Here is a 12,952-nt window from a genome sequence, read left to right as displayed (position 1 = left end):
TTAATCGTAACGCCGCCAGCGCAGCAGCAGGGCAATGACGCCAAGAATGGCGCTACCGATGAGAAAGGGGACCAGACCAAAAATGGTCCCTACGCCCAGCCCCATTTCGACATGCGGCCGGTTTACATCCTGCATCTGCATCAGATGTTCAAACACGCCAGGCGCATGCACCAGCAGGTTTAACAGTTGCGCACCGGCCCAGAAGCAGAGCAGTACAAATACGGCATACGCAATGTTACCCGGGGTGGAGGCGTCACGCTTTTTTCCTTTCCGATCCGAAAAGGGTTTCGACAAAGTAAAGTCTGCCATATCGACCTCCGCTACTCATGATGAACGTCGGCTAAAAGCCGGTGATACTGAGTTTATTTTGACAGGACATCGTGATTGTCAATATCAGATTGGTGACAAATTGCACCGTAACGCGGGGAAGAATAATCAATTTTTGCTGACACTCACATTTTTGTAACATATATATTTATTCATTAACATTTAAGATTTTCCGCATGCCGCACAGACGAGCGGGCGCAAATATGCGAGGATATTTTTTTAGCCTGCGGAGTTGTTATGAAACTGCCTGAGAAAATTCGCCGTGACTGGCATTATTACGCGTTTGCCATTGGTTTGATCTTCATTCTTAACGGCGTGTTGGGACTACTGGGATTTGAGGCGCAGGGGTGGCAGACGTATGCCGTCGGGCTGGTGACCTGGGTGATCAGCTTCTGGCTGGCGGGGCTGATTATTCGCCGCCGCCCCGCAGAAGACGAGACGGCGGCGAAAACGCCGGATTAATTCATGGTGCTTTTCAGCGCGCTGTCGGCCTGATGGCGCGCTAACGCCAGATCGATCAGACGGCTAATCAGATCTGTATAACCGATACCGCTTGCCTGCCACAGCTTGGGATACATACTGATATTGGTGAATCCCGGCAGCGTGTTGATTTCATTAATAATTACGTCATTATCAGCCGTCAGAAACACGTCCACGCGCGCCATCCCGGCGCAGCCCAGTGTCTGATATGCCTGCACCGCAATATTACGGATCGCGTCATTGATCGCCGGATCGATATCCGCCGGGACCACCACCCGCGCGCCGTTATCATCAATGTACTTGGTATCGTAAGCGTAAAACTCACTGTTAAGCACGATTTCGCCGCAGGTGCTGGCTTCAGGCTCGTCGTTACCCAGCACGGCGCATTCGATTTCGCGACCGACAATGCCTTTTTCCACCACGACTTTATGATCGAATTCGAAGGCCAGACGCACCGCCGCCTCATACTGCGCTTCGGTGGTCACTTTACTGACGCCAACGGACGACCCCTGGTTTGCCGGTTTAACAAACAGCGGCAGGCCGAGCGTCGAGGTCATCTCAGCGAAAGAATAGCGCTGGCGGTTAGCCCGCGTCAGGGTGATAAAGGGGGCGATATTCAGTCCGGCATCGCGCAGCAAGCGCTTGGTGACGTCTTTATCCATACAGGCGGCGGATCCGAGCACGTCTGAGCCGACAAACGGCAGGTTAGCCATGCGCAGCATACCCTGCAAAGAACCGTCTTCCCCCAGCGTGCCGTGCACAATCGGGAAAATCACGTCAATGTGCGGCAGCGGCTCGCCATTGTCGGCGTTAATCAGCGGCTGTTCCGCCTGGCCTGGGATCTGCGCCAGGCGGGTTGCGGAAGGATTGAGCGCAATGCGCGCCGGATCATGGGCATTCAGCAGGTAATTTTCTGCATCATTAACGTGCCACTGTCCCTGCTTATCAATACCCAGTAACACCACCTCGAAGCGGTTTTTGTCCATCGCTTCCACGATGTTTTTCGCCGACTGCAATGAGACTTCATGCTCCGCCGATTTACCGCCAAACACCACGCCTACCCGCAACTTCTTCATCACCACATCCACTCATTAACGTCATGAAAGTCTCTACCTTACCACGTCAAAACGGCGGATTCCCGGCCTTCTGATATAATGTTTCTTCATCCTGAAAGGAGAACGCGTGAAAGGAAAAAGCCTGATTGTTGTCGCGGTTCTTTTGGGGGCGGGCGTGATGGCGTATCGCCATCTGCCCTCCTGGTATAACCCCTTTACGCCGCTGCGCTTAAGCGATCCGCCCGGCGTCATTACCCAGTTTAAGCTGCGACGCTTGCCGCCTGAGCAGTGCGCCGCCTTGCTGGCAGAGGCCAATCAGCAGGGGCTGATCACCACGCGGTCGGTCGCCAACACCACCGGCAGCTGTCCGCTCACCAACGCGGTGCGGGTGCGCGATTTTGGCCCGGTAAAGCTCAGCAGCAGTTTTCTGGCCTCATGTCCGCTGGCGTTAAGCTCGGCGCTGTTTGTCGATCAACAGGCGCGGCCTTTGACGCAGCAGTTCATGGGCAGCCCGCTGGTGCGCATCGACCATTTGGGCAGCTATGCCTGCCGTAATATTTATCACCGCGAGAACGCGCGCCTGAGCGAACACGCCACGGCGGATGCGCTGGATATCAGCGGTTTTCGTCTCGCCTCCGGTCAGCAGGTCAGCGTACTGCGTGGCTGGAAAGTGGATAAAACCCAGCCCTGGCTTCAGGCGATGCTCAGTGCCAGCTGCGACTATTACGGCAACGGGCTGGGCCCGGAGTACAATGCGGCCCACGCAAATCATTTTCACCTTGGCATGCGCGGCTATGGCCTGTGCCGCTAATGGGTGATCCACATAAGAAAGACAACCTGTTATGGAAGCCTGGAAAGTAAATCTTATCTCCGTCTGGTTCGGCTGTTTTTTCACCGGCCTGGCGATCAGTCAGATCCTGCCTTTTCTGCCGCTGTATGTGGCACAGCTCGGCGTTACTTCACATGAAGCGCTGTCAATGTGGTCAGGGCTGACCTTCAGCATTACCTTTCTGGTGTCGGCCATTGTTTCGCCGATGTGGGGCAGCCTCGCGGATCGCAAGGGCCGCAAGCTGATGCTGCTGCGCGCCTCGCTGGGCATGGCCATCGCCATTCTGTTACAGGCCTTCGCCACTAACGTCTGGCAGCTCCTGTTGCTGCGCGGCATCATGGGGCTGACCTCCGGCTACATTCCCAACGCGATGGCGTTGGTCGCCTCGCAGGTGCCCCGCGAGCGCAGCGGCTGGGCGCTCAGCACCCTGTCCACGGCGCAAATCAGCGGCGTGATCGGCGGCCCGTTGATGGGCGGCTTTCTGGCGGATCATGTTGGTCTGCGGGCGGTATTTTTCATTACCGCTATCCTGCTGGTGGTCAGTTTCCTGGTCACGCTGTTCCTGATCAAAGAGGGCGTACGGCCGAAAATCAGCAAAGCGCAGCGTTTGTCCGGCAAAGCGGTATTTGCCTCGCTGCCTTATCCGCGGCTGGTGATCAGCCTGTTCGTCACGACCATGGTCATCCAGTTGTGTAATGGATCCGTGGGGCCGGTGCTGGCGCTGTTTATTCAGTCGCTGTCGCCGGACAGCACCAATATTGCGTTTCTTAGCGGTATGATCGCCGCCATTCCGGGCGTATCGGCGCTGATCTCCGCGCCCCGGCTCGGTAAGCTTGGCGATCGCATCGGTACCGCCCGCATTCTGATGGCGACGCTCATCTGCGCCGTCGGGCTGTTCTTCGCCATGTCTTTTGTCACCTCGCCGCTGCAATTAGGCATCCTGCGTTTTCTGCTTGGCTTTGTGGATGGCGCCATGCTGCCGGCAGTGCAGACGTTGCTGCTAAAATACTCCAGCGATCAGGTCACCGGACGCATTTTCGGCTACAACCAGTCGTTTATGTATCTGGGCAACGTCGCCGGTCCGCTGATGGGCGCGACCGTCTCCGCGATGGCCGGATTCCGCTGGGTGTTTGCCGCCACCGCCGTAGTGGTTTTGCTTAACGTCTGGCAACTGGCGGCAGAACTCAGGCGCACCCGCCTTCGCATTGATAAAAAATAAGTAAGCAGACTTAAACTATTATTTAACGGAGCTTAATGCTCCGTCAGTCTGTTGTTTTGCCTGCACACTTTGGCCAGCATTGCTGTATTTACAGCCCGGCAAAGCCAAAATAATTCGCGGTCATAAAAAAGCATTAATCATTTGAAAAAAATAATACCTGAAGCTACTTTGCAATTATCAGATCTGGTGCTAACGTCAGCGGAAATCACATAAGGAAATAGCGCTATGAAAAACCTCATCGCAGAGTTGTTGGTTAAGCTTGCTGAAAAGGAGGAAGAGTCCAAGGAGTTGGTCGCGCAGGTCGAGGCGCTGGAAATTGTGGTGACGGCACTGCTGCGCCACATGGCCGCGCCGGAACAGAATGCGCTGATCCAGAGTATCGAAGGCGCGCTGGAAGCGGCCCGCCCGGATGCCGAGGTCTCGGAAAAGGATTCTGAACTGTTGCAGCAATACGTAAAAAAGCTTCTCAGGCATCCCCGCAGTTAAATTACTGAATGGGAATGCCAGCGATCGCGCTTTTTATTTCTTTTATTGCCCTGCCTGTCTTTGCTGGCAGAAAATAGTCTACAACCACCCTCCGTTCATTTGCCGCCTGATTGCGCAAATGAACGGAGGGTGGTTTTTTTTTCGTAACGCGCCATGCTTAAAGAGAAACTTGCCCTGAGGATGGTGATATGAAAATAACATTCCTGGTAACCCTGCTGTTTGGCATGCTTTTTATGATGGCAGTCAGCGCGGCTGAAAAAGATCTGACGCCGCAACAGCAACGTATGACCATTTGTAATCAACAGGCCACCGCGCAGACGTTAAAAGGCGACGCCCGCAAAAGTTATATGAGCGATTGCCTGAAAAATACTAAGGTAGAGCCGGGCCAGAAAAGTCTTTCCCCCCAGCAGCAAAAAATGCGCGAATGTAATTCTCAGGCGACCCAGCAATCGCTGAAAGGCGAGGATCGCAGTAAGTTTATGAGCGCCTGCCTCAAAAAATAATGCTGATACAAACGGGTGACGCTGCGCGGCGGCTCACCCGAAATTTCATACTTACCTGTCGGTTCACCTGCCTATAATTTTTGGAAATGTTTCAGAATGTTCCCAAAAATTATGAATGATAACAATTTTTATACTTCTGCGCCGTCCCGTCCTGACGGCGACAGCTTACACAGTCAGGACGAACTTTACCGGGCCGGGCAGCAGTTTGTCCGCCGCGCCAGGATGCCGCGCGTGGCGGGTGTGGGTGGCCTCTATTTCCCGCTGGCAGGCGTTATGGTGACGCAATCCCTCGCCGGGGGCTGGTGGATGGCGTTGCTGTGCTGGGCGTTTATCTGGCCGCATTTTGCCTGGCAACGGGCAGTGCGCGCCAGCGAGCCGAAGCGTGCGGAACTGGCCAACCTGAAGACGGATGCCATTCTTGCCGGTGTGTGGATCGCCATTATTGGCGTGAACGTCATGCCTACCGCGGCGCTGGTAATGATGATCGGCGTGAATTTAATGGGCGCAGGCGGCCCGAAATTATGCGGCATGGGGTTAGTTCTGCTGCTGGTAACCTGTCTGGTCACGCTGCAAATCACCGGTATTGCCGTGGTGCTGACCAGTACGCCGCTGGAAGGGTGGTTGTCGATCCCCTTTCTGGTGATCTATCCGATGCTGTTCGCGTGGGGGAGTTACAAAACGGCGAACCGGCTGGCCGCGCAGAAACGTCGTCTGAAGGTGATGAGCACCCGCGATGGCATGACCGGCGTCTACAACCGCCGCTACTGGGAGATCCTGCTGCGTAACGAATACGATAATTGTCGCCGCCACCAGTTGGCTTCCACGGTACTGCTTATCGATCTCGACCATTTCAAAATCATCAATGACACCTGCGGCCATGACATTGGCGATGAAGCCATCATTGCTCTGACGCACCATCTGCAAATGAGTCTGCGCGGCGGCGATGTGATTGGGCGCTTTGGCGGCGATGAATTCGCGGTGATCATGAACGGCACCAGCCCGGAAAGCGCCGCTGCCGCCATGAGTCGCGTCCATGCCAGGCTTGCGACCTTCCGCCTGACCTCCGCTCCGCACGTCACCCTGCACATCAGCGTGGGCGTTGCGCCCTTAACCGCCGATATGCTGCACTACCGCGAATGGCTAAAGGCCGCTGATATGGCGCTGTACAAAGCCAAAAACGCCGGACGCAACCGTACCGAAATCGCCGCCTGAACTCAGGCTTTGCTGAGCTTCTCTGATTTTTCCATGCATTTGTTCATCGCTTCGATCACCGCCGAGCGGAAACCGCGATCTTCCAGCACCCTGACCGCCTCGATAGTGGTGCCGCCAGGTGAGCACACCATGTCTTTCAGTTCACCCGGATGTTTACCGGTTTCCAGCACCATTTTTGCCGAGCCCATCACCGCCTGCGCCGCAAACTTATAGGCCTGGGCGCGAGGCATACCGCCGAGCACCGCTGCATCAGCCATGGCTTCGATAAACATAAACACATAGGCCGGGGCGGAGCCGCTGACGCCGACGACCGGATGGATCATCGGTTCGGCGATCACTTCCGCTTCACCGAAGCAGCGGAAAATATTCACCACATCCGCAATATCTTCCGGCGTCACCAGCGCGTTAGGGGTGATCGAGGTCATACCGGCATTCACCAGCGCAGGGGTGTTAGGCATGGTACGCACGATTTTGCGATCGTGGCCGAGGGCGCGCGCCAGCTGATCCAGCGTCACGCCTGCGGCGATAGAGACAATCAGCGTATCTTTATTAAGGCTGGAAGTGATTTCACTCAGCACTTTGATCATGACGTTAGGTTTCACCGCGCCAAACACAATATCGGCGACCTGCGCCACTTCCTGCGCGCTGGCGGCGGCATTGATGCCGTATTGATCGTGCAGCGCAGCGACTTTATCGGGAGAGGGGGTATACACCCAAATCTGGCCCGGCAGCACCTGGCCGCTGGCGATCAAACCGCCGAGGATCGCTTTACCCATGTTGCCGCAGCCGATAAAACCAATTTTTTTGTCCATCACGTCACTCCCTGGTTTTTTATTGATTGGGTTTATAGCTTAACGTGGATCCGCGCACAGGGCTAAAGCTTCCTTGTAGTCTTTGCGGGCAGAGACGATTCAGGCGAGAATAAGGCGTAATCGTTTATCAGGAGTCAATATGGTGATTTGGGTGGATGCCGATGCGTGTCCGAACGTAATCAAAGAAGTATTATTTCGCGCCGCTGAGCGCACGCAAACCCCGCTGACGCTGGTGGCGAATCAGTCGCTGCGCGTGCCGCCGTCACGCTTTATCCGTACCCTGCGGGTGGAGGCGGGCTTCGACGTGGCAGATAACGAAATCGTGCGGCTGTGCAATCCCGGCGATCTGGTGATCACCGCTGACATTCCGCTGGCGGCGGAAGTGATCGCTAAAGGCGGTGCAGCGCTGAACCCGCGCGGCGAACGCTATACCGAAGCCACCATTCGTGAACGCCTGACGATGCGTGATTTTATGGATACCCTGCGCGCCAGCGGCGTACAGACCGGCGGGCCGGATTCGCTCTCTCAGCGCGATCGTCAGCACTTTGCCGCCGAACTGGATAAATGGCTGCTGGAGGTTAAGCGCCGCCGTGAAAGCAATCAGGGCAGCTGAAAGCTTGTCAACGGACGACGCATTCAGTAAGGTGGGCGTGCCATTTTATCTTTACACTTTAAAGTGCAATTTTTCTCGCTAAAATCACTGTTACCGCTGTTTTAAATTTCTCTGTAATTATTTATTTACATTTGCTGGCAGCAGATAAGCATTTTTGTTACATCATATCTCGTTCTGCATTGGGCGGAACCAGGGGGATCACCAGGTCATGACGTTACCCATCTTTCTAACTGGCGCACGCGGTTGCGGAAAAACCACCATCGGCGTTCAGCTCGCCCGGGTCCGCGACTGCCAGTTTGTCGATACCGATCGCGTATTACAGGATCAGGCGCAAATGACCGTCGCCAGTATCGTTGAAAAAGAGGGCTGGTCAGGATTTCGCGCACGGGAAACCGCCACCCTGCAAAGCGTCACCGCGCCATCGACAGTGATCGCCACCGGCGGCGGGATTATCCTCAGCGAATTTAACCGTCAGTTTATGCGCGAACAGGGCATCGTGATTTATCTCTGCGCCCCGGTGGACGTACTGGCGCAGCGCCTTGAAGCCACGCCGAAAGCCACTCAGCGCCCGACGCTGACCGGTAAACCCATCAGCGAAGAAGTGAGCGATATTCTGGCCGAGCGCGATGCGCTTTATCGCGAGGCGGCGCACTATGTGGTTGATGGCGCTCAGGATCCGGAAAGCGTAGTGGCAGAAATCCAGACGGTATTATTACTGGCGCGCGCAAGCTAAACCTGATGCGCTACCTTTGGCTATACTCCAGGTACGACTGATAAAAACTGATAAAAAAGGAAGTGCTATGCCAACAAGACCGCCGTACCCAAGAGAAGCGCGTATCGTGACCGTTGAAAAAGGAAATCAGGAAGAAACCGTGACCTGGTATCAGTTACGATCCGATCACCCTAAGCCCGATTCGCTGATCAGCGAGCATAATACCGAGCAGGAAGCGCTGGATGCCAAGCGCCGCTACGAAGATCCTGATAAATCCTGATCCCTTTCCCCCGCGCCGCGGGGGAAATTTTATAAACCTTTCGGGAAATAACAGACGTTTATGTAAGCGTTTACAAAAATAGTCACGCTCCGGTCATATCTGCTGCTACGCTTTTTTCTGCGACGATCATTGCCGGTTTTACTCCCGCCCTCTGGCGTGAGCAATTGTCAGTCCTGAATAACTGAAGTGAAGAAGGCGGAAAGAACCATGAGTGCGACTCTGGCCATCCTCACCATTGGTGTGGTGCCCCTCAATGCTGTGCTGCCGCTCTTAACTGAGCACATTGCTGAAGATCAGATCACCCACGTTAGTTTGATGGGCAAGATGGATCCTGAAGATGCCCTTGAAGATTACGCCGCCGCGCCGGGCGAGGACGAGATCCGCGCACTGCTGAACAATGGCGAGGTGGTAAAAGTCTCGCGCCAGAAGGTGAAGCGCGATCTGCAAAGCGTCATCGAACTGCTCGATAAGCAGGGCTATGATGTCATCCTGCTAATGTATAACGATAAAATCGAAGGGCTGAAATCCCGCAACGCTATTTTGCTGGAGCCGCAACGCATTATTCCGCCGCTGGTCGCCTCCATTATTGATGGTCATCAGGTGGGCGTGCTGGTGCCGATGGCAGAGATGCTTGGCGAACAGCAGCAAAAATGGCAGGCGCTTTCAAACGAGCCGCTGTACGCCATTGCCAGTCCACAGGACACTATCGGCTCGCAGCTGGTGGACGCAGGTAGAACGCTCATCGATCAGGGCGCTGACGTGCTGATGCTCGACTGCCTCGGTTTTCACCAGGCGCACCGTGATCTGCTGCAAAAATCCCTCGACGTTCCCGTTCTGCTCTCTAACGTGCTGGTCGCCCGTCTTGCCTCTGAGCTGCTGATGTAACAGCGATTTTACGTGACAGTCATAAAGCCTGGCCCCTATAGTGGATTTCCATACACTACACAGATAAGGGCCAGTCTATGCTTCAGAGTAATGAATACTTTTCCGGTAAAGTGAAATCCATTGGTTTTACCAGCAGCAGCACTGGCCGTGCCAGCGTCGGCGTGATGGCGGAAGGCGAATACACCTTCGGAACCGCCCAGCCGGAAGAAATGACGGTGGTCAGCGGCGCGTTAAACGTGCTGCTGCCTGGAGAAACGGAGTGGAAAACCTATGCGGCGGGTGAAGTGTTCAATGTGCCCGGCCACAGCGAATTCCATTTACAGGTGGCCGAGCCGAGCGCTTATCTTTGCCGCTATCTGTAATGCAGCGATCTGTCCCCTCAGGCGAGGGGGCAGATCGACAGGATCAGCGCTGCGCTTCGCCGCCTAATCCTTCCACCAGATTCTGAATTAACGCCGCCAGTTCCCCGGTCATCAGGATAAAGTCAGCATCAAAGCGCTGGGCATAATCCTCGCGATCAATGTCTTCATTCTGATCGCGCAGCTCATCGGAAAACTTCAGGCGTTTGATAGAGCCATCGTCGCACATCATAAACTGAATACGCTGCTGCCAGTCGAGCGCAAGCTTAGTGACCAGCTTTCCGGCTTCAATATGCACGGCGATTTCATCGCAGACGAGATCCTGCTTTTTACAGCGGATCACGCCGCCATCTTCAAGGATCGCTTTCAGTTCGGCTTCATCCTGCAACTGGAATCCCTGCGCCGCGCTGCCGGAGCGTACCCATTCGGTCAGCGTCAGTTCAATTGGATTTTCCAGCGTCAGCGGCACCACCGGCAGGGAGCCGAGGCTTTTACGCAGCAGCGCCAGCGTATCTTCCGCTTTTTTGGCGCTGGCGCAGTCCACCATGATCAGGCCGTTAACCGTATCGATCCACATCATCGTCTGGCTGAAGCGGCTGAAGGCGCGCGGCAGCAGCGAATGCAGCACTTCATCTTTCAGCGAATCTTTTTCGGTCTTCTTCAGCTTGCGGCCCTGATCGGCTTCAAGTTTGGCAATTTTGGCTTCCAGCGCCTGTTTGATCACCGGCGACGGCAGGATCTTTTCTTCTTTGCGGGCGCAAATGATGATCTGGCCATTATTGGTATGGGTCAGTGCATCACTGTGCGAACCCATCGGCGGCACCCAACCGGTTTTCGCCATATCCTGGCTACCGCAAGGTGTAAAGGTTAGCGCGGCTAACTGTTTTTCCATCTCTTCAGCGCGCAATGAAACATCGCGGCTAAGACGGTAAACCATCAAATTTTTGAACCACAGCATGATAATTTTCACGGCCTTGTCGTTAAATGCAGCGGGCATGATAACGAATTGTCACTTTCGATGCATTGCTAATACGGGGCAGGGATCCTACTCTGTTGATATTCCGCGAAAAACAAGGAGATTTCCGTGCGTATAGGAATTGATTTAGGTGGTACAAAAACAGAAGTGATTGCGCTCAGCGACAGCGGCGAACAGCTGTTCCGCCACCGTCTGCCAACGCCAAAAAACGACTACGGGCAGACGATTGAAACCGTTGCCACGCTGGTTGAGCTGGCCGAAAAGGAGACCGGGCAAACCGGCACCGTCGGCATGGGGATCCCCGGCTCCATTTCGCCCTATACCGGGATGGTAAAAAACGCCAATTCCACCTGGCTTAACGGTCAGCCCTTCGATAAAGATCTCAGCAAGCGGCTTAACCGTGAAGTACGGCTGGCGAACGACGCCAACTGCCTGGCGGTATCCGAAGCCGTCGATGGCGCAGCGGCGGGGGCGCAAACCGTCTTCGCGGTGATCATCGGCACCGGCTGCGGTTCCGGCATCGCCCTTAACGGCCATTCACACATTGGCGGCAACGGCACTGCGGGGGAGTGGGGCCACAACCCGCTGCCGTGGATGGACGAGGACGAACTGCGCTATCGCGATGAAGTACCGTGCTACTGCGGTAAACAGGGCTGTATCGAGACCTTTATTTCTGGCACCGGTTTTGCCACCGATTACCACCGCTTAAGCGGACAGTCGCTGAAAGGCAATGAGATCATCCGGCTGGTGGGCGAGCAGGATCCTATCGCCGAACTGGCGCTGAGCCGCTACGAACTGCGGCTGGCGAAATCACTGGCGCACGTGGTGAATATCCTCGATCCGGACGTGATCGTGCTGGGCGGCGGCATGAGCAATGTCGATCGTCTGTACAAAACCGTGCCAACGCTGGTGAAAAACTGGGTATTCGGCGGTGAATGCGAAACGCCGATCCGCAAAGCGGTACACGGCGATTCCAGCGGCGTGCGTGGCGCGGCCTGGCTGTGGCCGCAAAATTAATTACTGCACGGCAGCCGCCCCATGACCTTTCAGGCGGCTGTAGAACACCAGTGAGATCATGGCCGATAACGACAGCAGAGCTGCCGGTAAGGCCACATACTGATACGTCAGCCCGGCGGTCAGCATCATCCCGCCGCAAAACGCCCCTACCGCGCTGCCCAGATTAAAGGCCATTTGTCCACCTGCCGCTCCCAGCATTTCACCGCCTTTGGCGTTTTGCAGCAGCAGGATTTGCAGCGGCGCAGACAGGGCAAAGAGTCCGGCGCAGCTGATAAAGGCCAGGCTCAGGGACGCGGTTTTGTTCCACGCGAAGAAGAAGATCAGCGCCAGCGCAATGGCAATCACCAGATCGGTCGTCATGGCGATGCGCAGCGGCGTAAACCAGCGCGACAGCTTGCCGCTCAGCATATTACCCAGCACCATCCCCAGTCCCACCAACATCATGATCGCCGGCATGGTGGTTTCTGCGTAGCCGGAGACGAAGATCATCAGCGGTTTGATATAGCTGAACCAGGCGAAAACCCCGGCGTTGCCGAACAGGGTGGCGGCAAAAATCAGCCAGGGCGCAGGGGATTTGAGGAAGCGAAACTGCGCGGAGAGGGTAGTTTTGGCCTCGTCAGCGATATCCGGGATCCACATCAGGATCGACACCATCACCGCAATGTTAAAGGCCGCAATCAGCCAGAAGGTATAGCGCCAGCTGAATTCATGGCTCAGCCAGGTGCCAATCGGCACGCCGATCAGATTGGCAATGGTCATGCCGGAGATCATCCCTGCGACGGCGGCGGTAACGCGTCCCGGCTGCGCGACTTTGGTGAGAATGATCGCCCCGACGCCAAAAAACGCGCCGTGGGGAAAACCGGACACCAGTCTGCCAATCGCCAGCATTACATAGGACGAGGAGAGGGTGAAAATCACGTTGCCCGCCAGACACAGCAGCGCCAGAAACACCATGATATGTTTCAGCGAAAAGCGGTTAGAGAACAGGGCGATGATCGGCGCGCCCAGCACCACCCCCAGCGCATACCAGGAGATCATATGGCCCGCGGCGGGAATGCTGATCTGCACATCCTTCGCCAGCTCCGTCAGCACGCCCATAATGCCGAACTCTGCCATTCCCAGCCCGAACGTCCCGAGCGCCAGCGAAACAATGACTTTTTTGATACTACCCGACACGGCAATCATCC

General features: G+C 55.6%; 17 protein-coding genes. 12 read left to right on the top strand and 5 right to left on the bottom strand.

Going from position 1 to position 12,952, the window contains the following annotated elements; genetic code table 11:
- Positions 1-309 (bottom strand): DUF2755 family protein, encoded by a 309-nt coding sequence (locus ACQUTD_RS07315; protein WP_072567489.1) that lies wholly within the window; start codon positions 307-309, stop codon positions 1-3.
- 255 nt (positions 310-564) lie between these two features.
- Here ACQUTD_RS07315 and ACQUTD_RS07310 point away from each other — a divergent pair, with 255 nt between their 5' ends.
- Positions 565-789 (top strand): DUF2754 family protein, encoded by a 225-nt coding sequence (locus tag ACQUTD_RS07310; RefSeq protein WP_473274032.1) that lies wholly within the window; start codon positions 565-567, stop codon positions 787-789.
- On the opposite strand, the gene ddlA is transcribed toward ACQUTD_RS07310, so the two are convergent.
- Positions 786-1,883, bottom strand: a complete 1,098-nt coding sequence (gene ddlA / locus ACQUTD_RS07305; protein ID WP_473274034.1) for a D-alanine--D-alanine ligase — start codon at positions 1,881-1,883, stop codon at positions 786-788. The two genes, ACQUTD_RS07310 and ddlA, sit on opposite strands and share 4 nt — an antisense overlap.
- Before the next feature lie 106 nt (positions 1,884-1,989).
- On the opposite strand from ddlA, the gene ACQUTD_RS07300 reads away from it, so the two are divergent.
- The 5 genes from ACQUTD_RS07300 to adrA all read left to right on the top strand — a co-directional run bounded on the left by ACQUTD_RS07300 (position 1,990) and on the right by adrA (position 6,111).
- Positions 1,990-2,673: an extensin family protein gene (locus ACQUTD_RS07300; RefSeq protein ID WP_473274035.1), complete on the top strand. Its 684-nt coding sequence runs from the start codon at positions 1,990-1,992 to the stop codon at positions 2,671-2,673.
- 31 nt (positions 2,674-2,704) lie between these two features.
- On the top strand, positions 2,705-3,910 hold the full coding sequence (locus tag ACQUTD_RS07295; RefSeq protein WP_072567493.1) for a multidrug efflux MFS transporter: 1,206 nt from the start codon (positions 2,705-2,707) through the stop codon (positions 3,908-3,910).
- A gap of 225 nt (positions 3,911-4,135) precedes the next feature.
- Complete coding sequence (gene iraP, locus ACQUTD_RS07290; protein ID WP_072567494.1) at positions 4,136-4,396, top strand: anti-adapter protein IraP; 261 nt, start codon at positions 4,136-4,138, stop codon at positions 4,394-4,396.
- Between the two features lie 188 nt (positions 4,397-4,584).
- Positions 4,585-4,899 (top strand): phosphate starvation-inducible protein PsiF, encoded by a 315-nt coding sequence (psiF, locus tag ACQUTD_RS07285; RefSeq protein WP_318363205.1) that lies wholly within the window; start codon positions 4,585-4,587, stop codon positions 4,897-4,899.
- 96 nt (positions 4,900-4,995) lie between these two features.
- Entirely contained in the window at positions 4,996-6,111 is a 1,116-nt protein-coding gene (adrA, locus tag ACQUTD_RS07280; protein ID WP_473274038.1) for a diguanylate cyclase AdrA, read from the top strand.
- A 2-nt stretch (positions 6,112-6,113) separates the two neighbouring features.
- Here the strand turns inward: adrA and proC are convergent, their stop codons facing one another.
- Positions 6,114-6,923 (bottom strand): pyrroline-5-carboxylate reductase, encoded by an 810-nt coding sequence (gene proC, locus ACQUTD_RS07275; RefSeq protein ID WP_072567496.1) that lies wholly within the window; start codon positions 6,921-6,923, stop codon positions 6,114-6,116.
- Positions 6,924-7,062: 139 nt separating this feature from the next.
- Between proC and ACQUTD_RS07270 the strand changes: the two genes are divergently transcribed.
- The 5 genes from ACQUTD_RS07270 to ppnP all read left to right on the top strand — a co-directional run bounded on the left by ACQUTD_RS07270 (position 7,063) and on the right by ppnP (position 9,775).
- Entirely contained in the window at positions 7,063-7,536 is a 474-nt protein-coding gene (locus tag ACQUTD_RS07270) for a YaiI/YqxD family protein (RefSeq protein ID WP_072567497.1), read from the top strand.
- Between the two features lie 208 nt (positions 7,537-7,744).
- Entirely contained in the window at positions 7,745-8,269 is a 525-nt protein-coding gene (gene aroL / locus ACQUTD_RS07265) for a shikimate kinase AroL (protein ID WP_318363209.1), read from the top strand.
- Positions 8,270-8,336: 67 nt separating this feature from the next.
- Complete coding sequence (gene yaiA / locus ACQUTD_RS07260) at positions 8,337-8,528, top strand: protein YaiA (RefSeq protein ID WP_072567499.1); 192 nt, start codon at positions 8,337-8,339, stop codon at positions 8,526-8,528.
- A 207-nt stretch (positions 8,529-8,735) separates the two neighbouring features.
- On the top strand, positions 8,736-9,413 hold the full coding sequence (locus ACQUTD_RS07255; RefSeq protein ID WP_072567500.1) for an AroM family protein: 678 nt from the start codon (positions 8,736-8,738) through the stop codon (positions 9,411-9,413).
- 77 nt (positions 9,414-9,490) lie between these two features.
- Positions 9,491-9,775, top strand: a complete 285-nt coding sequence (gene ppnP, locus ACQUTD_RS07250; RefSeq protein WP_072567501.1) for a pyrimidine/purine nucleoside phosphorylase — start codon at positions 9,491-9,493, stop codon at positions 9,773-9,775.
- Positions 9,776-9,818: 43 nt separating this feature from the next.
- Here the strand turns inward: ppnP and rdgC are convergent, their stop codons facing one another.
- Positions 9,819-10,730 carry a recombination-associated protein RdgC gene (gene rdgC / locus ACQUTD_RS07245; protein ID WP_072569400.1) on the bottom strand — a complete coding sequence of 304 codons (912 nt, stop codon included), beginning with the start codon at positions 10,728-10,730 and terminating at the stop codon, positions 9,819-9,821.
- 126 nt (positions 10,731-10,856) lie between these two features.
- On the opposite strand from rdgC, the gene mak reads away from it, so the two are divergent.
- The gene (mak, locus tag ACQUTD_RS07240) at positions 10,857-11,765 is read left to right on the top strand and encodes a fructokinase (RefSeq protein WP_473274042.1); all 909 of its coding nucleotides are present in this window, start codon (positions 10,857-10,859) and stop codon (positions 11,763-11,765) included.
- Here mak and araJ read toward each other — a convergent pair whose 3' ends face one another.
- Positions 11,766-12,929, bottom strand: a complete 1,164-nt coding sequence (gene araJ / locus ACQUTD_RS07235; protein WP_473274377.1) for an MFS transporter AraJ — start codon at positions 12,927-12,929, stop codon at positions 11,766-11,768.
- Positions 12,930-12,952: the final 23 nt, after the last annotated feature.

The sequence above is a fragment of the Enterobacter sp. K510 genome (genome assembly GCF_055804875.1).
The sequence above is the reverse complement of the archived record's forward strand: the minus strand, read 5'-3'. Positions and strand labels throughout refer to the sequence as shown.